At 59.7% G+C, this 25,507-nt stretch carries 18 protein-coding genes and 2 tRNA genes; 6 read left to right on the forward strand and 14 right to left on the reverse strand.

Annotated elements, in window-relative coordinates; translation table 11 throughout:
* Nucleotides 1–53: 53 nt before the first annotated feature.
* Nucleotides 54–1,055, forward strand: a complete 1,002-nt coding sequence (locus MJQ68_RS01540) for a PorP/SprF family type IX secretion system membrane protein (RefSeq protein WP_238749214.1) — start codon at nucleotides 54–56, stop codon at nucleotides 1,053–1,055.
* A gap of 421 nt (nucleotides 1,056–1,476) precedes the next feature.
* Entirely contained in the window at nucleotides 1,477–3,033 is a 1,557-nt protein-coding gene (locus tag MJQ68_RS01545; protein ID WP_238749215.1) for a hypothetical protein, read from the forward strand.
* Nucleotides 3,034–3,263: 230 nt separating this feature from the next.
* On the opposite strand, the gene MJQ68_RS01550 is transcribed toward MJQ68_RS01545, so the two are convergent.
* The 8 genes from MJQ68_RS01550 to MJQ68_RS01585 all read right to left on the reverse strand — a co-directional run bounded on the left by MJQ68_RS01550 (nucleotide 3,264) and on the right by MJQ68_RS01585 (nucleotide 11,157).
* A complete protein-coding gene (locus MJQ68_RS01550) occupies nucleotides 3,264–3,749 on the reverse strand; it encodes a hypothetical protein (RefSeq protein ID WP_238749216.1) in 486 nt (161 codons plus the stop codon).
* A gap of 267 nt (nucleotides 3,750–4,016) precedes the next feature.
* Entirely contained in the window at nucleotides 4,017–5,087 is a 1,071-nt protein-coding gene (locus MJQ68_RS01555) for a PhoH family protein (protein ID WP_238749217.1), read from the reverse strand.
* A gap of 81 nt (nucleotides 5,088–5,168) precedes the next feature.
* The gene (locus MJQ68_RS01560; protein WP_238749218.1) at nucleotides 5,169–7,553 is read right to left on the reverse strand and encodes a hypothetical protein; all 2,385 of its coding nucleotides are present in this window, start codon (nucleotides 7,551–7,553) and stop codon (nucleotides 5,169–5,171) included.
* A gap of 42 nt (nucleotides 7,554–7,595) precedes the next feature.
* Entirely contained in the window at nucleotides 7,596–8,810 is a 1,215-nt protein-coding gene (locus tag MJQ68_RS01565; RefSeq protein WP_238749219.1) for a phosphoglycerate kinase, read from the reverse strand.
* Nucleotides 8,811–8,821: 11 nt separating this feature from the next.
* Entirely contained in the window at nucleotides 8,822–9,811 is a 990-nt protein-coding gene (gap, locus tag MJQ68_RS01570) for a type I glyceraldehyde-3-phosphate dehydrogenase (protein ID WP_238749220.1), read from the reverse strand.
* 258 nt (nucleotides 9,812–10,069) lie between these two features.
* Nucleotides 10,070–10,141: transfer RNA gene (locus tag MJQ68_RS01575), tRNA-Glu, on the reverse strand.
* A 118-nt stretch (nucleotides 10,142–10,259) separates the two neighbouring features.
* Nucleotides 10,260–10,331: transfer RNA gene (locus tag MJQ68_RS01580), tRNA-Glu, on the reverse strand.
* A gap of 91 nt (nucleotides 10,332–10,422) precedes the next feature.
* Nucleotides 10,423–11,157 (reverse strand): hypothetical protein, encoded by a 735-nt coding sequence (locus tag MJQ68_RS01585; protein WP_238749221.1) that lies wholly within the window; start codon nucleotides 11,155–11,157, stop codon nucleotides 10,423–10,425.
* Between the two features lie 99 nt (nucleotides 11,158–11,256).
* Between MJQ68_RS01585 and nhaD the strand changes: the two genes are divergently transcribed.
* Both nhaD and MJQ68_RS01595 read left to right on the forward strand, forming a co-directional pair.
* Nucleotides 11,257–12,684, forward strand: a complete 1,428-nt coding sequence (nhaD, locus tag MJQ68_RS01590) for a sodium:proton antiporter NhaD (RefSeq protein WP_238749222.1) — start codon at nucleotides 11,257–11,259, stop codon at nucleotides 12,682–12,684.
* Nucleotides 12,685–12,696: 12 nt separating this feature from the next.
* Nucleotides 12,697–13,077 carry a hypothetical protein gene (locus MJQ68_RS01595; protein WP_238749223.1) on the forward strand — a complete coding sequence of 127 codons (381 nt, stop codon included), beginning with the start codon at nucleotides 12,697–12,699 and terminating at the stop codon, nucleotides 13,075–13,077.
* On the opposite strand, the gene MJQ68_RS01600 is transcribed toward MJQ68_RS01595, so the two are convergent.
* Nucleotides 13,045–14,289, reverse strand: coding sequence for an S-adenosylmethionine:tRNA ribosyltransferase-isomerase (locus MJQ68_RS01600; RefSeq protein WP_238749224.1), 1,245 nt, complete (start codon nucleotides 14,287–14,289; stop codon nucleotides 13,045–13,047). The genes MJQ68_RS01595 and MJQ68_RS01600 overlap by 33 nt on opposite strands.
* Before the next feature lie 107 nt (nucleotides 14,290–14,396).
* Here MJQ68_RS01600 and sppA point away from each other — a divergent pair, with 107 nt between their 5' ends.
* Entirely contained in the window at nucleotides 14,397–16,184 is a 1,788-nt protein-coding gene (gene sppA, locus MJQ68_RS01605) for a signal peptide peptidase SppA (RefSeq protein ID WP_238749225.1), read from the forward strand.
* 8 nt (nucleotides 16,185–16,192) lie between these two features.
* Here the strand turns inward: sppA and MJQ68_RS01610 are convergent, their stop codons facing one another.
* The 3 genes from MJQ68_RS01610 to recO all read right to left on the reverse strand — a co-directional run bounded on the left by MJQ68_RS01610 (nucleotide 16,193) and on the right by recO (nucleotide 20,549).
* The gene (locus MJQ68_RS01610) at nucleotides 16,193–17,974 is read right to left on the reverse strand and encodes a BamA/TamA family outer membrane protein (RefSeq protein ID WP_238749226.1); all 1,782 of its coding nucleotides are present in this window, start codon (nucleotides 17,972–17,974) and stop codon (nucleotides 16,193–16,195) included.
* A gap of 9 nt (nucleotides 17,975–17,983) precedes the next feature.
* Nucleotides 17,984–19,753, reverse strand: coding sequence for an apolipoprotein N-acyltransferase (lnt, locus tag MJQ68_RS01615; RefSeq protein ID WP_238749227.1), 1,770 nt, complete (start codon nucleotides 19,751–19,753; stop codon nucleotides 17,984–17,986).
* Between the two features lie 67 nt (nucleotides 19,754–19,820).
* Nucleotides 19,821–20,549, reverse strand: coding sequence for a DNA repair protein RecO (gene recO, locus MJQ68_RS01620; RefSeq protein WP_238749228.1), 729 nt, complete (start codon nucleotides 20,547–20,549; stop codon nucleotides 19,821–19,823).
* Between the two features lie 265 nt (nucleotides 20,550–20,814).
* Here recO and hppD point away from each other — a divergent pair, with 265 nt between their 5' ends.
* The gene (hppD, locus tag MJQ68_RS01625; protein ID WP_238749229.1) at nucleotides 20,815–21,942 is read left to right on the forward strand and encodes a 4-hydroxyphenylpyruvate dioxygenase; all 1,128 of its coding nucleotides are present in this window, start codon (nucleotides 20,815–20,817) and stop codon (nucleotides 21,940–21,942) included.
* A 147-nt stretch (nucleotides 21,943–22,089) separates the two neighbouring features.
* On the opposite strand, the gene bamA is transcribed toward hppD, so the two are convergent.
* Together bamA and MJQ68_RS01635 are read right to left on the reverse strand one after the other, a co-directional pair.
* The gene (gene bamA / locus MJQ68_RS01630) at nucleotides 22,090–24,645 is read right to left on the reverse strand and encodes an outer membrane protein assembly factor BamA (protein ID WP_238749230.1); all 2,556 of its coding nucleotides are present in this window, start codon (nucleotides 24,643–24,645) and stop codon (nucleotides 22,090–22,092) included.
* Nucleotides 24,646–24,705: 60 nt separating this feature from the next.
* Complete coding sequence (locus MJQ68_RS01635) at nucleotides 24,706–25,464, reverse strand: isoprenyl transferase (RefSeq protein WP_238749231.1); 759 nt, start codon at nucleotides 25,462–25,464, stop codon at nucleotides 24,706–24,708.
* Nucleotides 25,465–25,507 lie beyond the last annotated feature (43 nt).

Raw genomic sequence — 25,507 nt, forward strand, 5'->3', positions numbered from 1 at the left:
GACCGCCCGGAGCTGCTATTTGGAAACGGGGGGCGGGAAGAGTAGCTTTAGGCATGCGCATCCTCCTACTTATGCTGTGTTGTTTGGGCCTCACGTGGGCGGGGGCGCAGGATGCGGTGTTCTCCCAGTTCTACGCTTCCCCGATGCAGCTCAACCCTGCCTTTGCGGGGGTGAGTGCCGCACCGCGCATGACGGCCAACTACCGGAGCCAGCATACCAGTTATCCCAGCGCTTACCGTACCCTGGCCGCCAGTCTGGAAGTGCCGATGTACCGCAGCCCTTCTAGCTTTGGTTTTCGCTTGTTGACGGATAGCCAACTGGAGGGCCTCTACAAAAACACCTCGGTAGGACTGGTGTACGCCTACGATATCCGGGTGACGCAGGAGCTGCACGCGCGCATCGGACTCAGTGCGGGTCTGCTAACCTCCCGGATCGACTACAACGGCCTGGTCTTCGGAGATATGATCGACCCCTCGGGCGATAACACCCCAACGCAAGAACAACTGGCCAGTATCTCGCGTACGGCGGTCGATCTGAGTTCCGGTATCCTTATGTACGTCAAGAATCTCTATGCGGGCTTCAGCATAGAGCACATGAACCGGCCGGAGGAGAACCTGCTGCAACTGGACAACAACCTGTATGCCGGCAGGCCCCAGCGATTCAGTCTCCACGCGGGGGCACAGCTGGACGTGAAGCGCTACTCCAATCCCCGCCGTCCGGCCTACGTGACGCCTAACTTCCTCTACACCAGTCAGGCACAGTTTCGGCAACTCAACCTGGGGGCGTACTTCGGCTACGGACAGTTTGCCGTGGGGGGCTGGTACCGGCATGCGTTCGGTAATGCGGACGGCTTCATCGGCACGGTCACCTTTCGAGAGGATATATTCAAGGTAGGGGTGAGCTATGACGCGGTCATTTCGGCGCTGCGGACGGTGCCCGGTGGGCTGGGAGCTACCCTGGAAGTGAGTATTGCGGTAGACTTTGGGGATAGCCGGGAGGTGCAGCGGAGGCGGCATGCGGACCGCTACAACGATTGCCTTGGAATGTTTCGCTAACTTTTGTTAGATTTGTGCATAGGTTGGGGCAAAAAAATAGCGCCAACCGAAATGCGGTTGGCGCTGTCGCTATAATTTCGCTAAACCGGTTAACTGACCCAAGGCTAGTAAGGTCAGTCACTCCTTTGATGCTATAGACCCCACATTCAAGGGTTGCGAATTATAACTAAAGAGACACTATGAACAAACACAATTTCATAAAACTCAAGATTTAGATTCTTTAGGAGGGTGGTTTTAGGTGTTCCCCCGTTGTTGATGATACAAATATAGCGGCAGCATAGGCCCATAAAATAAGCAGAATGCCGGGTTTTGTAACCCGCTTATTCTGGATGTTTCCCTGGCTATATTTGGTAATCTGTTGATTTGCTGTAATTTACACGTTCCAAACTAGGCGATAAGCGCCGCAAACTGGAACACGCTCATGGAAGATATACGCGAACTGCTAGAGATCGCCTCCCCAAAAAAGGTGACTAAGCTGCTGAAAATCAGCCAGACCAAGGGCAAACACTCTGTAATCGGAGAACTGCACCGCCTGGTCAAACGCGATAATCTTACGGAACAGCAGATCGTTGCCGAGCTGTATAGCCCTACGCACACCCCATCGCATCCTGCGTACCGCGCCGTAAAGAACCGCCTGCGCGACCTACTGACCACGGCCATTATGGACGAGGACGTGTACTCGGCGAACTACAAGGACTACGACAATGCCCAGATCAACGGCTTCCGCCAGCTCAATCTGATCAACCTGCTGCTACTGCGCCGTGCCTGGCACAGTGCACGCTACCTGTCGCACCTGACGCTACGCCGCGTAAAGGACTTCGAGATCCTGCCTATCAATCACCGCCTGGCCTCGATACTGGCGAGCCTGTACCTGGGGGTGGGATTTGACGAAAAGCAGTTTACGAAGTATCAGACGATGACGGACTACTACGCCGAAGCGGAACGGGTGCTCAACCTGGTGTCCAGTCACTACCGCGAGATGCGCCGTATGATGTACGCCCACAAATTACTGCCCAACGAGATCGGGGAGAAAGTGGGGGAGTACGTGGCGGGCTGCCAGCACCTGGTGCAGCAGTATCCTCAGGTATCTGCCCTCCAGGCCATGTTCTTCATCATGAAGGTGCACGGAATGACCCTGTTGGGCGACTACCGCTCAGCGATCCATACGGCGAACGATGCCGAAGCCGTACTGACGAAGTGTAAGGGGGCGGGTAAGCAATCCCTTAGCCTGATGGCGCTCACCCGGGTGGAGTGTTCCATCAAGCTAAGGGATTTCGAGCAGGGCTCGGTGCAGGTAAGGCGTGCCGAATTGATGGTGCCTGCTAATAGCATCAACCACATCAAGCTTTCGGAGTACGCGATTACCCTGGGCCTACAGACTGGCAACTTTGCCTACGCCTACGCGCAGCTCGCCCAGGTAGACCGGGAGGTGCTCAACCGGCTGCTCACGCAGCAGCACGTAGAGTACTGGCTTATCCTCGAGGCCTACGTCAATCTGCTGGTACTGGCGGGACGGATCGACCCGGAGGAGCAGCAGATCAAGCTGCCTGACTTTAAGCTGGCAAAGTTTGTCAATAACGTGCCCTCCTATTCGAAGGACAAACAGGGGATGAACATCCAGATACTGATCATCCAGGTCGTCTACTTTATTATCAAGAAGCAGTACGGTAAGATCATCGACCGCACGGACGCACTGGTCCGCTACGGTAGTCGGTACCTGATGAACAATGAAAACTTACGAAACAACTGCTTCTTTAAGCTGCTGCTGACCGCGGAAAAATGTCAGTTCCACCGCGCGGCCACGGTACGGGAATCGAGTAAAACCTATAAGCGAATGACTAGTCCCCAGGCGAAGCGCCTGGGCCGTGCGAACAGCACGGAGATCATTCAGTATGAAAACCTCTGGGAGATCGTCCTAGAGAACCTGGACACCACGCTGCCCGACGGGCGGAAGTTGCGGAGACGTCAGCAGGCGTGAGCCGGCCGCGAGCGTCACCGCTCAGGGTGCATACAGGTGGGGGGGGAGTGTAAGGGCTAGGATACCTAGCTACTTACATAATGATGTCCTCAACCATGGGAAATGTATTTACGATCCGGGGTACTTACGCCGCTTGCTACGCGAATGCGCCACTGCCTAGATCAGGTGAACGTATGGGAGTCGAGTAGGTGTGATTCATGAGGATATTTAGGGTGCTAACTAGCAGGTAGTTACATGATGATGTCCTCGACCACGATGCTAGCCTCCTGGCCGCGCATGATGATGTCTTCGACGACGATGTTGTTACTGGCAACTTCCTGGCCGCGCATGATGATGTCCTCGACTACGATGCCAGCCTCCTGGCCGCGCATGATGATGTCTTCGACGACGATGTTGCTGCTGGCAACTTCCTGGCCACGCATGATGATGTCCTCGACTACAATGCTAGCCTCCTGGCCGCGCATGATGATGTCTTCGACGACGATGTTGCTGCTGGCAACTTCCTGGCCACGCATGATGATGTCCTCGACGACGATGCTAGCCTCCTGGCCGCGCATGATGATGTCTTCGACGACGATGTTGCTGCTGGCAACTTCCTGACCACGCATGATGATGTCCTCGACAACAATATGGGGGGCAACGGTGCCGAGGTAGTCGATGAAGGACTGAGCGGCCTGGATGGTTTCTGGGGAAAAGAGTTCGTTAATGAAAGCCATGGGTAAAGTAGATTGAGAGATGAAAGCTAAAACCGGGTGGAAAAATTTGCACCCGGTCGAAGGTGATTGAGTGTGGGGAGCACGTTAATCGGTGTGTCCCCGTTGATTGTGATCCAAATATGGGGGGAGGATGGGGGCACGCCGGCGGCAGTTTTCACGTTATTTTAAGCTTATATTTGGTGGTGAAAACGGCGTACTTTTTATAAAACAAAGAAAGCCAAAGGTTTACACCTTTGGCTTTTCTATATTTTGGAATACAATAGTAAGTTAATTCTCTACTTCCGGGGGGGTATTTTCCCGCATATCGTCCCGGTGGCTGCGGCCCGGAGGTCCTAATCGCTCGAACGTGCTCTCCTGCTGCACCGGCCCGAACCGTCCCCGGCCCTCCTGCTCGTCGGCAGCGTCGTAGGCCTTAATGATGGATTTGACCAGTCGGTGGCGTACCACATCGTCAGCACTCAACCGAATGACCGAGATGCCCTTGATGGGCGCCAGTAACATGATGGCGCGCCGCAGTCCCGATACCTGATTACGTGGCAGGTCTACCTGGGATAGGTCGCCCGTAACGATACACTTAGCGGAGGGGCCCAGGCGGGTGAGGAACATCTTAATTTGAGAGGTGGTCGTGTTTTGCGCCTCATCCATGATGACGAAGGCATTATCCAGCGTACGGCCCCGCATGTAGGCCAGGGGGGCGATCTCGATGGTACCGTCTTCGCGGAACTTGTCCAGGCGTTCACGCGGTAGCATATCGTCTAGTGCATCGTACAGGGGCCGTAAGTAGGGATCGATCTTATCCTGCAGATCACCCGGCAAGAAGCCGAGGCTCTCCCCAGCCTCTACGGCGGGGCGGGTCAGGATTATCTTTTTCACGAGTTTATTCTTCAGGGCACGGATCGCCAGGGCTACTGCCGTGTACGTTTTGCCGGTTCCAGCTGGACCTACGGCAAAAACGATGTCATTGGATTCAGCCGCCGTGATCATTGCCGCCTGATTGGGGGTGCGGGCCTTGATGGGCTTACCGTTGCGGCCGAATACAATGGTCTTATTCTTGGCCCCGTTGCCCAGGCGGGTCTGGAAGGGGTTCTCACCGGCCAGTAAATCCTCGACGGTCTGGCTGCTGAGCTCCCTATTGTCCTGCAGCAGACGCATCATCAACTCCAGGTGGTGCTTGATCTTCTGGGCGTCCTGCTTTTCAGCCTTGATCTTGACGTTGGTACCCCGCTGGGTAATGGTGGCTTCCGGGTAGGCGGCCCGGATGAGCTTCAGCTTCTTATTGTTCTCGCCTAGGAGTTCTACGGGGTCCACCCCGTTGAGGGTCATTACAATTTCACTCAAACGTGTTCGCTTTTTTCCCACGATGAAAGTGCCGTGGTAGTGGCTACTTAACCCACATAATTGTGGCAAAGTTGCAGTAGCCTATACCCTTACGCGGAAGCGGATGGCCCGTAAACCGTTTACGGACTGTAGGGGGTCGAGTACGAGATACTCTATCTCCCCGTCAATGAACTCCGCCTGCCGCAGGTAGTGCAGGTAATCCTGGTATTCCTCCAGGTCGCGGTCCTGCAGATAAACGATACTGATCATACCCGGCTGCGTGAGCCGCTCCTCCCCCTGGTGAATGGTGGCCTTATCGATCCGCTTCTTGAGGATCTCATAGCGTACGTTATAGTCTCCGTCTACATCGAAGCGTTTTTCATCCATCCGAAAGCGGATGTTGAGGGGTGTGGTGTAGGCGAACACCAGCTGCGCGGTGCGCAGGGGCATGGGTAGGGTGGTGCTCAGCGTCGCAATCTGCCGCGTCAGGTGGCAGAGGTCCACGAGTTGCGAGAGCCGCAGGTTGCGCAGGTGGATCCGGGAGAAATGATGTCGCTTGAGCAGGCTTTGCCCTGCGTAGATCTCGTATTCGACCCCATCGGTCTTGTACTTTTCAAAGTAGTGGGGCAAAACCCGCTGGGCTGCCTGGTCGCGTTCGGTCAGGAAGTCGCTAATGGTGCGGTTGAGTTTGTCTACGCTCGATTCGTAGTCGCGCCGCACGCGGTAGAACAGCCCCAGCTCCTCATCGAGGTTGTTGCGGTACTGCTCCGCTACTTGCCGGAGCTCAGGCAGCTGTCCGCCGAGCTGCTTGACCAGCGGACTGAGCTGTTTGTGGATAAACTCGCCGAACCGTACCTCGTGCCCATTGTCGAACTCTTCCATCGTGGTAGCCAGATGGCCGTCCAGCCGCATGATTGCCTGATTGACGATCGGGAAGTCTACCAGCTCGAGTGCCTGGAGCAGGAAGAAGCGGCCGGCCCGCAGGTTGTCGATCAGGTCCTGATAGATCGCCGCGTTGCGCAGGTTACTGCTCCCTACGATGTCGGCCTGCCCGTATAGGGGATAAACCTTCGTGAAGCGGATCTCCTCCTGCACTTCGGGCAGTCCCTCTTCCTGCCGCTTCAGAATATTGAAGGCAGCTTCGGTGAAGCGCCACTCGACCGTCGGGTGCAGGCTGGTGTACTGCTCGCGCATGATCACCTCGATGCGGTTGTCGATATACTCCCGGCTACGCTCCACGGCGGTTCGGAACAGGCCGCGGATCTCTTCGAAGCGGGTTTCCAGAAAGGCATTTAGCGCATTAACCACCGGGCTGGCCAGTTCCACGATTCCGATCACGTGCTGCTCCTGACTGAGCAGGGGGGCCAGCAGCATACTCCGGTAGCCCAGGCTGATCAGTTTTTGCTCCAACACGGTGCGGACGGGCAGTTCCCGCAGATCCTGAACCACTAGGATCTCGCCGGATAAGAATACCTGGTCATAAATGCTACCGGCGTACAGGGGGTCGGTCAGCCGATCTACCTCGTCCGCCAGGAGATTGTAGCGGATGCGGTACTCGTGATCGATGGCGCGCTCTACCGGATAATCTACCGCCGTGAGGCCGAGCTGAAGGTGGGGCAGTTGAAACTGCAGGCGGACCAGATTGGCTAGTTCCTTGACCCGGCTTACGTCGAGCACCGCATCCCGACTGATGAGTCGGTGCTTCAGCCGGCTGAGGCTTTCCTCCTCCGTCACTTCGTACAGGCGGGCCAGGTGGAAGCCGTGGAAGTGAAAGCTCCGCGGTGGGAGCAGCCGCAGCCAGAGTTCCGTGTCGTGTACGTTGTTGAGGAGTTGCTGAATTTCCTGCTCCCCGAGGGGGGGTAACTCCCCCCGTACCTGAACCTCGATGAATTCCTCGTTCAGTGATGGTTTGTAGAATCGCTTCAGCCCGGTCTCTGCGTCCGGTACCGTGAGCATAGCCGTCGGCTTCACCTCTACCTGTACCCCGTAGCACTGCTTCAGAATGGTGGTCCCCAGCATCAGTAGGTTCAGCTTCTTTACTTCCTCAAGGTGAGTGCCGAAGGAGTAGCATACGTTTTGCTGGCCCATCAGTGCCCGCAGGGTCTTACTGATGTAGAGTGGATCGAAGGCGAAGGGAAGGGATATCTTGAACAGCCCCGTAGCCCGCTCGTGCGGTGAGATCATGGCCAGCATCAGCAGGTCGAGTACCTCGGTATGCTCCCGCAGGATGGATAGGTCGGTAATGGGGCCGTGTAGCTGAGGTAGGGGAGCCAGTCGTCGCAGGATCTCCTGCGCCAGGAAGCGTACTCCGGGGTCTTCGCCCCCGGCCAGTTCTTCTACCTGCCGAATCAGTACGTCAAGGCACAGCGAGGTGTCGTAGGGCGTCGCAAAGGGATTGGTGGTCGAGCGCAGTCCGTCATTATCTACCAGGGTGAAGGAGGTATCCTCACGGGGTTCATGATCGTTTACGAAGATTTCCAGTTCCATAACATGCCGTGAACGCCCCGGCTCCGCAAAAGGATTCCCGGCCTAGCTGCGGATCGCGGCAATACCGGGTAGCTCCTTGCCCTCCAGCAGTTCCAGCATGGCCCCTCCGCCGGTGGAGACGAAGCTGACCTGGTCGGCCAGTCCTGCCTGATTGATGGCGCTCACCGAGTCGCCGCCGCCGATCAGGCTATAGGCGTCATTCTCTTCCGTGGCCCGGGCTACCGCCTCGGCGATCGCGTTGGTGCCGATCGCGAAGTTCTTCATTTCGAAGACGCCCATCGGGCCGTTCCACAGGATGGATTTACTCTGCGCGATGATGCGCGAGAACTCTGCGATGGAATCCGGCCCGATGTCCAGACCCTCCCAGCCATCCTCGATCTCCCCGGAAGGGACGACCTTACTCGGCGTCTCATTGCTGAATTCCTTACCGACCATCGTATCTACGGGTAGGTATATCTTGGTGTTCTGAGCCTTAGCTTTTTCGAGCAGCTCCTTGGCGGTGTCGACCTTATCGCGCTCGACCAGCGAGTTGCCCACCTTGCCCCCCTGCGCCAGGCTGAAGGTATAGGCCATGGCTCCGCCGATGATGATGTTGTCGGCAAAGTCCAGCAGCTTTTCCAGCAGCTGGATCTTATCGCTCACCTTTGCGCCGCCTACGATGGCCGTGACGGGATGGGCTGGCTCGTTCAGGAGTTTCTCCGCACCTGCGAGCTCCGCCCCCATGAGGTAACCGAAGCTTTTCTTGTCAGACGGGAAGAACTTGGCCACCGTGGCCGTAGAGGCGTGCTCCCGGTGCGCGGCACCGAAGGCGTCGTTGACGTACACCTCGCCCAGTGCCGACATAGCCCGGGCCAGGTCTTCGTCTCCCTTTTCCTCGCCGGCGTAGAAGCGCGTGTTCTCGAGCAGTAGCACATGGCCGGACTCCAGGGCCTTGACGGCCGCCTTGGCTTCCTCCCCAATGGTGTCTTCGACGAACTGGACCTGACAGCCGATGTGGTCCTCCAGGGTAGTGACGATGGGCCGTAGCGTGAAAGACTCCTTATCGATGGTACCGTCTTCCAGCTTCTCCTTCTGCGGACGACCGAGGTGCGACATCAGGATCACGGCCGCGCCCTGCTCCAGCAGGTACTGAATGGTGGGGGCCGCCTTCTCGATACGGGTAGCGTCGGTGATCTTTCCGTCTTCGTCGATGGGGACATTAAAGTCTACCCGGACAAGTACCTTCTTGTCCTTAACGTCTAGTGCTTCAAACTTCATGGGGTCCTGATTTAAAGGCTCGAGATGCGCTCGCACAGGTCGGCCAGACGGGCACTGTAACCCGCTTCGTTGTCGTACCAGCTCACCACCTTCACGAGGGTGCCGGATACGATGGTTTGGTCCTTGTCGTAGAGGCTGCTGTACTTGCTGCCTACGATATCGCTGCTCACGTAGGGCTCGTCTACGTAGGCTAGGATGCCCTTCATATCGCCTTCGGCGGCCTGCTTGAAGGCGTTGTCTACCTCTTCGAGGGTCACGTCACGCTTGACGATCGCGGTGAGGTCGGTCAACGAACCGGTGGGTACGGGTACGCGCATGGCACCGCCGTCGAGCTTGCCATCCAGGTGGGGCAGTACGAGTCCGACCGCCTTAGCGGCTCCGGTGGTGGTAGGTACGATGTTGATGGCGGCGGCACGGGCGCGGCGCATGTCCTTGTGGGGGCCGTCCTGCAGGTTCTGATCGGCCGTGTAGGCGTGTACCGTGGTGATGAAGCCTTTCTCCACGCCGAAAGCGTCGTCGAGTACCTTCACCATGGGGGCCAGGCAGTTGGTGGTACAGCTGGCGTTGCTGTAAATCTTGGTTTCGGCGTTGATCACCTCTTCGTTCACGCCGAGTACTACGGTGGCTACGTCGCCCTTGGCGGGGGCCGAGATCAGTACCTTTTTCGCGCCGGCTTCGATGTGCAGATTGGCCTTCGACTTTTCTACGAAGCGGCCGGTACACTCCAGCACCACGTCTACGTTCATATCGCCCCAGGGCAGTTTGCTGGGGTCGGGCTGGCTCAGTGCATCGATCTTCTTCCCGTCGATGTAGATGTAATTCTCATCCGAGGAGACGTCTCCGGCGTAGTTGCCCTGTACGCTATCGTACTTGAAGAGGTGTGCCAGGGTGGCGTTGTCCGTGAGATCGTTGATAGCTACTACGTCCATTCCTTTTTCCAGGAGGTTACGCAGGGTGATCCGTCCGATACGGCCAAAACCGTTGATTGCAATCTTTGCCATGGGAGAGAGGGGGGTTGAGTTGGTTTGTTGGGGAGTTACGTATATGTGCGGTCACCACGATGCGGGGGCGGGCCCCCGAATGCTACCGGGACGCAAAGTACGTGCAGTGTGCGCAATGATAAGTAGCTAAGGCCACGAATGTTTAGCGGGGGGGAGGAGGCGGGTATCCGGATCGACCGGTGTGCTGTCCCTCACGGCTTCATGGCCGGGATGGACCACTGGAATACCACCGGAAATCCGAAGCGTGCAGCACTGAAGTAGCCCGTAGGGGAATCGAACCCCTCTTACCAGGATGAAAACCTGGCGTCCTAACCGATAGACGAACGGGCCGGAAAAGTGTAGTGGTACGCGATGACTGACGTAGCAGTTCTACGCGCTGCCTCCTGTGCACATATGATCTGCCAAGCAGGTAGATCGCGCAGTAGGCAGAAGACGTGCAGCGCTAAGGTAGCCCGTAGGGGAATCGAACCCCTCTTACCAGGATGAAAACCTGGCGTCCTAACCGATAGACGAACGGGCCATATAAAAGCAGCTAGACCAGCATCCTGGCGTAAGCGAGTGCAAAGATAGGTGCGGGAGTGAAAATCGCAAGGGAAATGGAAAAAAATACGCTAAGAAGTACTGCTTTCCGTGCTGTTTGACTTGCCCAGCGTGCTGCGCAGCTGCTCCAGTCGATCCCGGAGGTGCTCGGCCTGCTCGGCTTTGCTGCTGCTGGCGGCGGAGTTGCTCAACTCTACGATGGTATCCAACTCGATGGTATCCTGCTCGATACTGAAGCGGGTTTCTTCCACCACGGCTTCGTCGTCGAAGTTGGTCTGCCGTAGATCGCGCAGTTCGCGGCGGCGGGCGGCGATACTCTCCACCAGGCGGTGGCGGTCGAGTAGTTCGCGCAGCTTGGCCGCGCAGTCGGCGAAGAAGCTGGCTTTGGCATGGCGCAGGCTGAATTCTGCTTCCAATTCCTTGATAACGGTGTCGGCCTTAGCTACTTCTACCGGGTCGGCCGCCGCGTTGCGCGCCAGGTCGTCCCGCAGGGTAGCGATGCTCTTCAGAATCCGCTCGCCCTCGTCGCGGAAGCGCTCTTCCCGTTCCCGGCAGTCGGCCAGTCGTTCGGCTACGCGCTTGCTGAACTCACTTTCTTTTCGTGCGGCTTTGCCGCCGAACAGCGGCGTGCCGTTGATCAGGTGCAGCAGCCGGCCACCCAGGAGGAAAAAGCCAGCCGTACTGCCGATGATGAAGGCCATAAAGGCCATCGGGGGGTGAACCCGCAGGAGCACCATCACGATGATGAGGACGGTGCCGGCGAGGAGAAGAAGGCGTGAAGTATCGGGTCCTTGTTCCGGTTTCATACGCTAGAAACTGTTTTGCCCGGGTGGTAGTTGCGTACTATTCGTATAATTGCGAGCGGCCGGACCACGCCGGTCCGCCCAAGATAACTACCCCACCTCATGGTTGCAGCCATCGTCGCTTGTTTTGTCATCGGTTACATCGTAATCGTGTTTGAACACCCCCTTCGCCTGGATAAGACCGTGCCCGCCCTGCTGATGGGGGCCGTGTGTTGGGCCCTGTTGAGCCTCGGTTTCAATGCGGGTACGCTCGAGGTCGTCAATACCGAGGGGGAGGTATTCAATATGTTCAACAGCGTAAGTGGCCACGCCCAGGAGTTCGGCCACGCCGGTGCGCACGAGGTCGCTGAAGAAGGCTTCGTCGGCACGCTGCTCCACCACCTCGGCAAAACGGCCGAGATCCTCATCTTCCTCATCGGGGCCATGACGATCGTCGAGATCGTCGACCTGCACCGCGGCTTCGACGTGCTCAAGGGCTGGGTACGTACGCGCAACAAGAAAAAACTACTCTGGATCGTCGGCGCGCTCGGCTTCATCCTGTCGGCCATCATCGACAACCTCACGGCCACCATCGTACTGGTTACCCTGCTGCGCAAACTCGTGCCGGACCGCGAGGAGCGTATCTGGTACGTAGCCCTCATCGTCATTGCCGCCAATGCCGGTGGTGCCTGGTCGCCCATCGGAGACGTCACCACGACCATGCTCTGGATCGGTAAGCGGGTCAGTACGGCCGGACTGATGGAGTTTCTCATCGTCCCCTCCCTGGTCTGCTTTGCGGTGCCCTTCGTGATCGCCAGCTTCCTGAAGCCCTTCCAGGGTAATCTGGCCACGGTAGTCCTCACGGAGGCCGAAGAAGAAGAGCAGGGCCGCCTGCTGAGCAGCAAGACGATGCTCTTTCTGGGCCTCGGTATGATCGTCTTCGTACCCATCTTCAAGACCCTCACCCACCTGCCCCCCTACCTGGGTATGATGCTGAGCCTCGGCGTCGTCTGGCTGGTCAGCGAATACATCCACCCCGAGGAGGACTTCACCGAAGAGCGCAAGGTCCAGTACTCGGCCCACAAGGCCCTGAGCCGGATCGAGATGTCGTCCATCCTGTTCTTCCTCGGTATCCTGATGTCCGTAGCCGCGCTGGAGACGGTGGTGGTCAACGGAGTCGGCTCCCTACGTGCCGTAGCCGAGAGCCTGCGTAGCGTCATCCCCAACGAAGACATCGTGATCGTGGTACTGGGCTTTCTGTCCGCCATCATCGACAACGTGCCCCTCGTAGCCGCTTCCATGGGCATGTACGATCTGGGTACCCACCCCATCGATGCGCGCCTGTGGCACTTCATCGCCTACAGCGCCGGTACCGGAGGCAGTATGCTCATCATCGGTTCGGCCGCCGGCGTAGCCGCCATGGGCATGGAGCGGATCGACTTCATCTGGTACTTCAAGAAGATCGCCTGGTTGGCCTTCGTCGGCTTCGCGGCCGGTGCCGTCACCTTCCTGGTCATCGAAACCGCCTTTAATCTCGGGATAGAGCACTAACCCCCCCGGCCCTTGACCAAATACCTCCTGCTCTTCCTGTCCCTCCTCCTGCTGCACTGCGCGCGGGAAGATGAGCTACTCCTCGGCGAGTGGCAGGCGCAGCTGGTGACCGAAAACGGCGATAGCCTGCGCCTCGACCCCCGCGAGATCACCTTCCGCTTTACCCCCGACAACCGCTACGTCTTCACCTCCACGCTGCGCTACCGCGAGGCCGGCACCTGGCGGTACGACAGCGGCTACCTCTTCGCCCAGGATACTACCCAGCCTAGCAACCCGGAGCGTGTGGTAGCCGTCGAGACGCTCAACCTCGACTCCCTCGTCATCCGTATGCAGGCCGATACCGCCCAGCGCCTGGTGTACCTACTCCGTACTTCCCCGCCGCCGCCAGAGTAGGCTACTGTCGCCATAGCTCAAAAAGCGGTAGTCGTGCTGTAGCGCATAGTCGTACATCCGCCGCCAGTCCGGCCCGATCAGGGTAGCCACCAGCAGCAGCAGCGTCGAGTTCGGCTGGTGAAAATTAGTGATGAGTCCATCCGCCATACGTACCCGGCTAGCCGGGGTAAGTAACAACTGCGTATATCCCTCTACTACATCCTGTCCGGACTGATCCAGGTACTCCAGCAGGGCGCTGCACGCAGGTGCGGGGTCTACGGCAAGGAAGCGATCCCGGGTAGCCACCCACTGGTCTTCCTGCACCACCCGCTGTCCGTCTAGCAGCAAGGAAGCCCCCTCGTAGAACAAGGACTCCAAGCACCGCAGGCTGGTGGTACCGATGCACACGATCGGCCGGCCGGACTGCAGCTGGCTAAGTACCCGCTCGATGAACGACCGGCTTACCGTGAAGTACTCCCGGTGCATGACGTGCTCGCCGAGTGTATCCGAGCTCACGGGTTTGAAGGTGCCCGCTCCCACGTGCAGGGTAACGGGAGCAAAGGCTATGCCGCGTTGGGTAAGTTCCTGCAGTACTTCGGGAGTAAAGTGGAGACCAGCCGTAGGGGCAGCCACCGAGCCCTCCCGGCGGGCGAATACCGTCTGGTAGCGCTGTTGGTCCTCTGCCTCCGCTGTCCTCCCTAGGTAGGGGGGTAAGGGAATGGTGCCGGCCAGCTCCAGCACCTCGGCGAAGGACACCGGCCGGGCCGCTTGCCAGTGAAAGGTGACGGCAAAGGTATTTTCATCGCGGGCTCCGCGCTGCGCACTCAGGTGGACGGGGCTCCCATCCAGGCTAAGCGATAGGGAGACGGGGCCTGACTTCCAGCGTCGGTTGCCCCCGATCAGGCACTTCCAGGTGACCGGCTCGGTGCTCCCCAGGGACTGGGCATAGTCTACCGGTTGGAGAGGCTCCAGACAGAATATTTCCAGCGGTTTACCGCTGTCTAGCGTAAAGTGTAAGCGGGCATGGATCACCCGGGTCTCGTTGCCGATCAGCAGGGTGTGCGGGGGGAGCAGGTCGGGGAGATTGCGGAAGGTATGGGAGCTGATATCACCGCGGCGGTACTGCAACAGCTTGGCGCTGCTGCGATCGGGTAGGGGGTAGCGGGCAATGCGCGCGTCGGGTAGCTCGTAGGTGAAGTCGGCAATGCGTAGGCCGTGGGCGTCGGTGGGCATCCGGCAAAGGTAGTCATCCGATAAAAGGGGGCATTGATCGAAAAGCTGGTAACCTTCTGTGCGTACTGCCGTTCTTTGCGCTCCGCTATCATCTGAAACTCCGTAGCATGCCTAACTTTGTCAAACTTCTCCTGGGATCTTGCCTGGGTACCCTGCTGGCCCTCGCCGTACTCATGATCATCGGCTTTTCCGTGATCGGAGGTCTGGCTGCTTCCGGGGAAGACAAACCGGAGGTCACCGCGAATTCGATCCTCACCTTCGATCTGCAGGGACTTCCCGAACTTACCGGTAATACGCCGGTCAGTAACCCCTTCGAGTCGTTTGAATCCTTCGGAAAAGATCAACCTCCCGGACTACATGACGTGGTCCGCGCCGTACGCCACGCCGCCGAGGACGATGACATCAAGGGCATCTACCTCAACGATGGCATCACCGGAGTGCCCTTTACCAGCCTGCGTACCCTGCGCGAGGCGATCGCTGAGTTTCGCGCCGCCGGCAAGTTCGTCGTGTCCTACTCCCCCTACTACGACCAGAGTGCCTACTACCTCGGCAGCGTGGCGGATGAAGTATACGTAGGCCCCCTCGGCGTCGTCGACTTCCGCGGACTGGGTGCCGACATCCCCTTCCTGAAGAATGCCCTCGACCAGGCGGGCATCAAGTTCGAGATCTTCTATGCTGGTGATTACAAGAGCGCTACCGAGCCCCTCCGCCGCACCGAGATCAGCCCCGAGAATCGGGAGCAGACCAAGGAATTTCTGGAAGACCTCTTCGGCGTCATGCTCACCGACCTGAGCACTTCCCGCAACGTATCCGAAAGCCGCCTCCGCCAGGCCGCCTCCAATATGACCGGCTGGCGCGATCAGGAAGCCGTCGACGCCGGGCTCATCGACGGTATCCTGCGCCGCACCGAGCTAGACCGCCTACTCCACGACAAGGTCGGCCTCGAACAAGACGAGAAGCTCAACACCATCGACATCGCTCGCTACTTCTCCGCCCGCATGGAGCGACTGAACGGTGGAGATAACCAGGTGGCTGTACTCATCGCCGAAGGAGGTATCGTCGATGGTTCCGGCGACCTCGGCAGCATCGGCGACAAGAAGTACGTCAATGAGATCGAGAAGCTTGCCGAAGACGACAACGTCAAGGCCGTCGTGCTGCGCGTCAACAGCGGCGGCGGCAGTGCCAGTAGCTCCGAAAACATCTGGTACGCCATCGAGAAGCTTAAGGAAACGGGTAAGCCCGTCGTCGTGAGCATGGGCGACTATGCCGCCAGCGGAGGCTACTACATCGCCGCGGCCGCCGATAGCATCTACGCCGAGCCTACCACCATCACCGGCTCCATCGGGGTGTTCCTGACCTTCCCCATCATCCGCGAACTGATGGAAGACAAGATCGGTATCTCCTTCGACACCGTCAATACCGCCGCCAACGCCAACGCCTTCAGCCCGTTCCGCGAGATGGGCGAGGATGAAAAACAACTGCTCACCCAGCGCACCCAGGGCATCTACGCCACCTTTTTGGACCGCGTAGCCGACGGTCGCAAGCTACCTATCGAGCGCGTGCGCGAGATCGCCGGTGGCCGCGTGTACTCCGGTGACCGCGCCATGGAGATCGGCCTGATCGACCACTTCGGTGGACTGGATGCCGCCGTAGCCTCCGCCGCCCGCATGGCTGATCTCGGAGACGACTTTGCCATCGGTCACTACCCCCGCCTCAAGCCCCCGTTGGAGCGCTTCATTGAAGAACTCATCGGAGCTGATGACGATGATAAAGTCATGAACCAACTGGTCCGGAGCCAGATCGGCACCAAGCAGTACCAACACTTCGAGTTGCTCCGCGATCTGTCTAAGGCCCAGACGCCGCAGGCGCGCCTGCCCCTGGTCGTGACTTTCTAGTCACTAGGCTAAAACACACTCACGTACCCCAAATGCACCTTAGGTGCCCCTAAATCGAACGGCTCATCCGTACGCCGGCCCACGGCCAGACTGAGCCCGAAGATCCCGGCCCGCGTCTCGAAGTTCACCCCCGCGCCCAGACCGATGGGGTAGTCGATCGGTAGGTCCGGGCGGTTGCTGCTGCGCTGATTGAGCCGGGCGGCATCGACGAAGGTGTATAGGAAGGCACGCTCGCCCAGCAGCAGCCGAAACTCGGCCGTCAGTACCTGATAGTCCGTAGCGAAGAAGCGCTGCTCATCGAAGCCCCGCAGCAGCCGCGCGCCGCCGATGCGAAACTGTTCGTTGGCGAGCACCTCGCGGTCCGTTAGCAAGGCGCGGGCGCGCAGACCGAGGTAGAGGACCGTGCCTACGAGGGGCTCCACGTAAAAATCCAGCGCTGCCCCTACTTGGAACTGGGTACTGCGCCGCTTCAGGCTATCGGCCGCCTCGCCAGTAAAGTCGATGTTGCGCAGGCGTCGGAATCCGGCCGCACCGCTTATATCTACGGTATAACCATTGCGGGGACTGAAGCGCCGGTCCGTACGCGTACGCCGGAGCTGCAGGCCGAAGAACGAGCGGCTCACTCCGAGGGTGTCGGGCAGTTGTCCGTTCACCAGGCGAGTACTATCCAGCCCGGGCACAATGGTACTGCGCTGCTCCCAGAAGGCCGACAGCCGGTCGTTGCCCTCGCGGATGTAGGTGCCGGCCAGGTGCCAGCTCAGGTTCAGAAAGGAGGTGTCCCGCCGGTACAGCTCCAACTCCCCTTCGAATCCGAAGGGGAGTCCGAACACGAAGGGGTAGTCCAGGGCCAGTTGCAGCTCCTGCGTCTGCGGCCGCAGCTGCTCGAAGCGGACGGCGATCCGCTCGCCCTGCCCGAAGCCGTTGTATAATTCTCCGTTCAGCTCGCCGGTAATGAGCAGCTTACCCGTGGCCTGACTATTGGGCAGCACCCCGATCACGAAATCGAACCGACTGGCGGGCCGCCGGCTCAGGGGCAGGTCGATGTACGCCAGACTGTCGCGAAAGCTCACCGCCGGTGCACCTCGCATGGTCAGGTAGGGCAACTGCGCGATCCGCTCCTGCAGCCTGCGCACCCGCCGCTGGGAGTATACCTCGCCGGCGACCAGGCCCAGGTAGCGCTCCAGAAAGATGTTGCGCACCCGCACTTCCTCCGGCACGCTCACCTCGCCGACGCGGATTAGCGGACCGGTCCGCACGTCCACCCTGGCCGCCAGCTGGCCCGGCGCTACCCATTCAATGTCGGTCAGTGCTACCGAAGCGAAGGGGTAACCGCCTGCCGCCGCCCGTGACACCAGGCTATCGCGCACCGTCGCCCAGGCGGCCGGGCTCAGGGGGCGCCCCCCCGCAAAGCGCCGCTGTCGGTACCCACTGCGCCGGGCCCACCGCTCGATCAGGGGATCGTCGGGTAGCGTCAGCTCCGACCAGGCGTAGGATGGGCCCCGATGCAGGTAGGCGGTGAGTGCACTGGGTCCGCTGCGTACGACACTATCTACCGAGGCTTCCCAGTAGGCTGATTCCCGCTGGCGGTCGCGCCAGGTGGTCAGGAAACGGCGCACGGCGGCGGAGTCTGCGAAGGATTTGGGCAGGCGGTCGGTGAAGGTGAAATCGCTGCCGGAGGGAATGAGTGTCCAGTCGGCCCTAAGGGTCTTTTCTGCCACCGACTCCTGCACCTGCGCCCGTGCCCCGGGGGAGCTGAGGCAGTATAGAAATAGCAATAGCAGGCAGCGCATGGGACGGGCTTAGTGGGGATCCAACGAACCGCTGCGTCGGCGTAGCGTGTGGGCGAGGTTGGAGAGCAACGCCATAGCGGCAAGGAGCATAGCCACGCGGGCGGGGATGTCGCCGAAGCGCACGTAGGGGGTGATGGCGTCGTTGAGTTGGATCGTGCCGTTCAGGTAGCCGCGCTGATCATAGTGGGTGCGGCTAGCGATGTGGCCCCGCTGATCGATGAAGGCGCAGGCCCCCATATTGGCGGAGCGGACGACGGCCCGCCGTGTCTCGATGGCCCGCAGGCTACTGAAGTAGAGGTGCTGGCGGTGGCCGGCGGTATTGTCCCACCAGCCGTCGTTGGTTAGTACAAAGGCCGCCTGCGCCCCCTCGCGCACGTAGCCCGTGAAGTACTCGCCAAACACACTTTCGTAGCAGATCACCGGCGCCACGCGGGCGCGCTCCCCGACGAAGGGCGTGCGCAGGGTCTGCGTGCCGGTACCGGCTACCGTACCCCCCAGACTATTCACCAGCGGCTCCAGAAAGAACAGCACCTTGCGGAAGGGAAAGCTTTCGGCTCCGGGCACGAATACGCCCTTGCGGTAGCTCTGGTAGTCCTGACTGCGGGTGTCCAGCTGCACGGCGGCGTTGAGGCGCTCCAGAGCTACCTGGCTGCCGTCGGACGTAGGTACGTAGCGCACCGCATCGGTCACCGGCTCGTCGGGTCCGAAACGGTAGTAGCCCTGATACCCACTGATCAGGTAGCGCAACTTATCGTCCGGCAGCACATCCAGCAGGGCGCGAAACGCCGGTGCGGTGCTGAGCCGGGATTCATCCAGTCCACCAAAGCTGGTCTCTGGAAACAGCAGGTAGTCTACCGGTCCGTCCTGTGCCCGTAGCGCCTGCTGGCTCAGGGAAGCAAACAGCTCCAACTGCCGCTGTGGGTCGCTGGAAAATTTCTCGAAGTGGGGTTCCAGATTCGGCTGGATGGCGCTGACGGCGATGACCTCACCGGGGGGTGGGGTGTAGGTAGCGTAGCGGATCAATGAGCCGGTCTGCGGAAGCAGCACGCTGGCGATAAGGGCTAGCGGCACCCGGCGGGGGGTGGGGGAGAGGTACCACTTGAGCAGGAGGTAGTTGACCAGCAGGATCCAGGCACTGCCTCCGAGCACGCCGGTCACTTCGTACCACTGCACCAGCGAGGGATACTGGGCAAAGCCGTTACCGAGCGTAAGCCAGGGCCAGTTGAGCGACCAGTTGTAGTGGAAGTGCTCGAAGCTGAGCCAGAAGGCGACCAGGGACAGGTAGGCTACGCGCGGCGAGACCTGGCTCGTCCAGTGAAAGGCCAGCCAGGGCACGCACATCAGGCCCGTGTTGACCACCACGGCAAATAGGCCGGCCGCAAATGCCGTGTTGGTGACCCAGAAGGTGGCCAGGATATTGTAGAGCAGGAAGGTGTTGAAGCCGTGCCAGAAGACGGTCCGGGTACTCCGCGTCTTCTGCTGGAGCAACAGCAAGGGCACCCACGCCACGAGCAGCAGGAACGGCACGGGCAGGTAGCCGGGGAAGCCTAGGCCTAGCAGTAGTCCGCTGGCGGTAGAAAGCAGGAAGCGGTGGTAGGTAGCGCGGCCGGCCTTTGCCAGACAGAGCGCCACCACGCCTCCCCAACTGAATAGGTAAAGGGCCAGGGGAAGGTGCCCCCATAATTCCTCTGCTGCACTGCGCTGGTACATCACCACGGCGACACCGGCAGCGGCAAGAAACAGACCGGCGGCGGTGAGGTAGCGGGTACGGGATCTCATGAAGGCGAAGGTAAGGGCGGGGCGTCGCGCACCGGGGGGGAGTGTAGGCGTACAGGGCCCCGACTGGCTACTTGGCCATGACGGTGCGCAGGATATCCAGTGAATTGATCTCGCGCATGCCCTCGATGTGGTAGCGGTAGTAGCGCAGTAGATCGGTGAGCAGACCCGAGCGTTCCTCCCTACTGAGCCGAATATCGGCGAGCGCTTGCCGGTCGGCGTGTAGCAGCCGGTACATGAGTCCGGCGCGGTGCGGATCGAGGTACTCGGTATGACCGGGAAAGCCGCCGATGAACTGTCCCTCCCGCAGATCGAAGAGAGGCGTGGCCGGCGAGTGATCGCCCGAGGGCAGAAAGCCGAGGTGAGCCGTCAGTTCCAGCAGGAAGTGGAGATGGATGTTGTTGATCGGTCCGGCGGTGCTGTCCAGAAAGGCGAAGGACTCATAAAGAAAGTGAAACAACGAGGGGTTCTCTTCGGATTCCCGGATACTATTGCGCGCCACCTCGAGCATGAACAGGCCGATGGTGCCGCGCTCCACCTCGAAGGGAATACGGGTGTAGATGAAGGCGGGCTGCACCTCCTTGATACGGGTGAGGTCCTTGCCGGGCCGCTCGTAGGCGATCAGGTCCACTAGGTTCATCAGCTGCAGCTTGCTGGCCGGCGTGCTGCTGCGGGCCTTACGCACTCCGCTGACGATGTACTTGCGGATACCGCGCTCTTCGGTGTAGGCTTCCATGATGAGGGAGGAGTCGCCGTACTTGGTGGACCGAAAGATGATGGCGCGGGTTTTTAGTAGCATGGTTCGCTTCGCTCATTAGGCCGCTGCGCGGGTGGATCGCCTTCGGCTGGGTAGATCGCCTGTCGGCTCGTTAGATCGCCTTCGGCTTGTTAGACCCCTTCGGGGGTAGACCGCTGCGCGGGGTAGACTCGCCTTCGGCTCGGTGGGGTGCTTTGTGGGTATATGGGGCTGGTGAGGAAACCGCTGGGGGGGTGAGGGGTTGAATGTATGGCTTTTGGACCTATCTTTGTGGTTCTTATAGTTGTCAGAACAATAATAAACAATCATGACCCGTACCGCTCCCGCACCTACTGCTGTTGAAAATACCGATGCGTTTCCCATTAACGGGACCGACTACATGGAAATGTTGGTTGGTAATGCACGACAGTCCGCCCTGTTTTACCAGACGGCTATGGGCTTTCAGCCACTGGCGTATGCGGGCCTTTCTACGGGACTGCGGGATCGGGAGTCGTACGTGCTGGTGCAGGATAAGATCCGGCTGGTACTGACCAGTCCACTGGTACCCGGTACGGATATCGGTAAGCTCATCGACCAGCACGGCGATACGGTGCGCACCGTGGCCCTGTGGGTCGACGATGCTACGGCCGCTTACGAGACCGCCGTGGCACGGGGAGCTACTGCTCACTTCGCACCCATGACGGAATCGGACGAGCAGGGTACCACCATCCGCTCGGCCGTGAAGAGCTACGGGGACGTTGTACACGTCTTCGTCGAGCGCAGTAACTATGACGGGGTATTCCTGCCCGGATTCGTAGCCTGGGAGCCGAGCTACCGCACCGAGCCCGTCGGCCTCAAGTTCATCGATCACATGGTGGCCAATGTAGCGGAGGGACAAATGAACCGCTGGGTACAGTGGTACGCTGACGTGCTGGGCTTCCGGCAGTTAGTCAGCTTCGACGATAAGGACATCAGTACCAAATTCACCGCCCTGATGAGTAAGGTGATGTCGAACGGCAACGGCCGCATCAAGTTTCCCATCAACGAGCCGGCCCCCGGCCTGAAAAAATCCCAGATCGAGGAGTACCTCGAGTTTCACGGCGGACCCGGCATTCAGCATATCGCCGTAGCTACGGACGATATCGTCCAGACGGTCACCGCCCTGCGCGCCCGCGGCATCGAGTTCCTCCGCGTACCCGTCACCTACTACGATGATCTCCTGGACCGCGTCGGCCAGATCGACGAAGCCATCGAGCCCCTGCGCGAACTCGGCATCCTGGTCGATCGCGACGACGAGGGCTACCTCCTCCAGATTTTTACCCGCCCCATCGGCAGCCGGCCTACGGTCTTCTACGAGATCATCCAGCGCAAGGGGGCTACCAGCTTCGGCAAGGGCAACTTCAAGGCACTGTTCGAGGCCATCGAGCGGGAGCAGGCGTTGCGGGGAACGTTGTAGCAAACCCTTCGGGTTTGAGACCGCTATCGCGGGTAGACCGCCTATCGGCTCGGTAGACCGCTTCGCGGAGTAGACGGTCTACCCGCGAAGCGGTCTACTCCACGAAGTGGTCTACCCCCCAAAGGGGTCTAACCCGCCAAAGGCACCCTACTCAGGCTCAAAGCCAAGAATAATATTAAACGTGCTCAGCTTATTGTCGTCTCCCGTCTGTGGGTCGAGCCTGGATTTGTCGAAGCCGTAGCCCCAGTCGAAGCCGAGGGTACCGAACATGGGGAGGAAGACGCGGGCACCGAGTCCGACACTGCGCTTGAGGTCGAAGGGATTGAAGTCGCGGGCGGTGCGCCAGGCATTGCCGCCCTGGGCGAAGGCAAGGACGAAGATGGTACTGGAGGGGTTGAGGGAGAGCGGGTAACGCAGCTCCACCGTGTACTTACTGAAGATGGGGGTGGCGATCTTGCGGTTGCTGCGGGTGACGGGGTCGAAGACGAAGTTGTTGGCCAGGTCTTCGATCTCGTAGCCGCGCAGGCTGATAATATCTACACCGGCGAAGGCGAATTGCTGGTTATTGACGCCGTCACCGCCGAGCTGGAAGCGCTCGAAGGGACTCACGCCTACCGCATCGTCGTAACTGCCTACGTAGCCGAGCTTGGCCTGCGTCTTGAGTACGAGCTTACCGACGACCGGCGTATACCATTCGGCATTGAACCGCCACTTGTGGTACTCGACGTAGCGGAAGCGCTCCTCTACGGTCTCCAGGTTCTCGGGATTGTTCCGGATACCCAGGCTACGGTAGGGTGGGGTAGCCTGTAGCGAGAGCTCGATGTTGGAGCCCTGCTTGGGAAAGATCGGGTCGGTGGCCGTATTGCGCGACAGCGAGAACTGGAAGCTGAAGTTGTTGTAGTTGCCGGTGCGTACTACCTCGTTCTCGTCCGTAGTGAAGAGCTCGCTCCAGTTGTCCAGCGTAAGGGTCTGTAGGTTGAGGCCGGTGCGGAAGACGAAATTATCGTCCGGCCAGCGCAGGCGGGTACCCAGGCTCACGGAGGCCTGCTGAATGATCAGCTTACGGGCCAGCTGACTCGTGCCGAAGTCGTACTTGTTGTAGAAGGCCGATACCGACAGCGAGGTTGGCCGTTTACCGCCCAGCCAGGGCTCGGTGATACTGGCGTTGTAGCTCTGATAGAAACGGCCGTTGGTCTGGGCGCGCAGCGAGAGGCGCTGTCCATCGCCCTGCGGCAGGGGGTGCCAGGCTTCGCGGTTGAATAGGTTGCGCAGGCTGAAGTTATTGAAGGTCACCCCGAGCGTACCGATGACGCCCCGGTTACCACCCCAGCCGGCGCTGAGTTCCAGCTGATCGCTGGGCTTCTCCTCGACGGTGTAGATGATGTCTACCGTACCGCGATCCGGATTGACCGGGGTCTCGATGCCGAGGGTTTCCTGGTTGAAGTAGCCCAGGCCGATGATCTGCCGCTGGGAGCGGATGATGTCGGAGCGACTGAACTTCTGTCCGGGCCGGGTGAAGACCTCGCGGCGGATCACGTGCTCGTGCGTCCGGTCGTTGCCGTTGATGACCACCTTATCGATCGTTGCCTGCGGACCCTCGAAGATGCGCATCTCCAGATCGATGGAGTCGCCCTCGATGGCTACCTCGATGGGGTCGACGTTGAAGAACAGGTAGCCGTTGTCCATGTACAGGGAGGAGACGTCGGCGTTGTCCTGACTGAAGCTCAGCCGGGTCTGTAGTTCTTCTTCGTTGTACACATCCCCCTTTTCGATACCGAGTACCTGGGCCAGGGTGGCGTCGTCGTAGATCGAGTTGCCCCGCCAGCTGATGTCGCGGAAGTAGTACTGGTTGCCCTCATTGAGCTTGATGTCGATGACCAGTTCGCCCTTCGCATTGCGGGAGATGCTGTCGCTGAGCACCCGCGCGTCGCGGTAGCCCAGGGTATTATAGTAAGCTACGACGGCCTCCTTGTCGTTCTCGAACTCGGTGGGCTGGAACTTGGATCCCTTGAGCAGCTTGCGCTTCTCGTTGGTCTCCTTCATCTGTTTTTTGAGCTTCTTGTCCTTCACCGCCGTGTTGCCGGAGAAATTGATGTCGGCGATCTTGACCCGGTCGTTGCGGTCGATGTCGAAGATCAGGCGCACGGAGTTGGCCCGGCTGGTGTCCTGTACTTCCTCTACCGAGACGGTGGCATCCAGGTAGCCCTTTTCGATGTAGTAGCCCCGGATGGCTTCGGCGGCGTTGACTTTGGCGTCTTCGGTGACGATACCGCCGCGGACGATGTACTTATTCACTTCCTCATCCAGGTCGTCGTGGCGGCTCTGCTTGGCCCCGGTGAAGGTGTGCTTCAGGAAGCGCGGGCGTTCTTCGACCCGTACGATCAGGAAGATCACGTCACCGATGGTCTTTTCTTCCTCGATACTCACGTTGGTGAATAGCCGTAGCCGCCACAGATTCTTGATGGCGCGGGGAATATCCGGACCGGGGATACGGACCTCCTGTCCTACGCTTAGGCCGGTGACCCCGATGATCGCGTTTTCTTCCGCAAAAAAAGCGCCTTCGATCTTGATACCGCCGATCTCGTATTCCTGGGGTTCGGAGTAGTCGAACACGGGGAGCTCCAGGGAATCGGTCTGCGCGTGCAGTACCATGGGGGAGCCGAAGAGAACGAGGCAACCGAGACACAAAAGGATGTTACGCATACTAGCTTCAATTTGGCGGCGGGTGGGCCGGCCGTCGGGGGTAAGGATAGGAACGAAGGCTCAGGGGTTGGTCGCCTGCTTGAGTTGTTCGCTGGTTTTGCCAAAGCGCCGCTCGCGCTGCTGAAAGTCGATCACGGCGGCGTACAGGTCGTCTTTGCGGAACTCCGGCCAGAGCACGGGGCTAAAGTAAAATTCGGCGTAGGCCGCCTGCCAGAGAAAAAAGTTGCTCAGCCGGTGCTCGCCGCTGGTACGGATGATGAGCTCCGGATCGGGGTAGGCGTGGGTGCTCAGCCGGGTACTCAGGTCCGCCTCGTCGAGGGTGTCGGCGTCGAGCCGTCCGGCCGCTACCTCCTGCCCCAGTCGGCGTACGGCGCGGGCGATGTCCCACTTGCCGCTGTAGTTGAGGGCCAGAATGAGCGTCATACCGTCACCACTGCTGGTCTGCTCGATACCGAGCTGCAGGGCTTCGCGGGTGGCCTGGGGCAGACCGGCCGTGTCGCCGATCGTGGCCAGGCGGATGCCGTTGTCGAGCATCATCTTCATTTCACTGCCGATGGTATCTACCAGTAGTTGCATGAGCGCGCCTACTTCCAGCTCGGGCCGGTCCCAGTTTTCGGTACTGAAGGCGTACAGCGTCAGGTAGCCCACGCCCAGTTCCGCACAGGATTCTACGGTGGCCCGTACAGACTCCACGGCACTGTGGTGGCCGAACACGCGGGGCTTGCCCTGTCCGGTGGCCCAGCGTCCGTTGCCGTCCATGATCACACCGATGTGGTGTGGCAGCCGCTGCGTATCGATCTGTGGGAGGAGGTCTGACATAATAAAGACGGGCAAAGGTAGGGATTTAGTCAGGTAGTTCTAT

Source organism: Neolewinella maritima, assembly GCF_923081025.1.
In the GTDB taxonomy this organism is placed as follows: domain Bacteria; phylum Bacteroidota; class Bacteroidia; order Chitinophagales; family Saprospiraceae; genus Neolewinella; species Neolewinella maritima.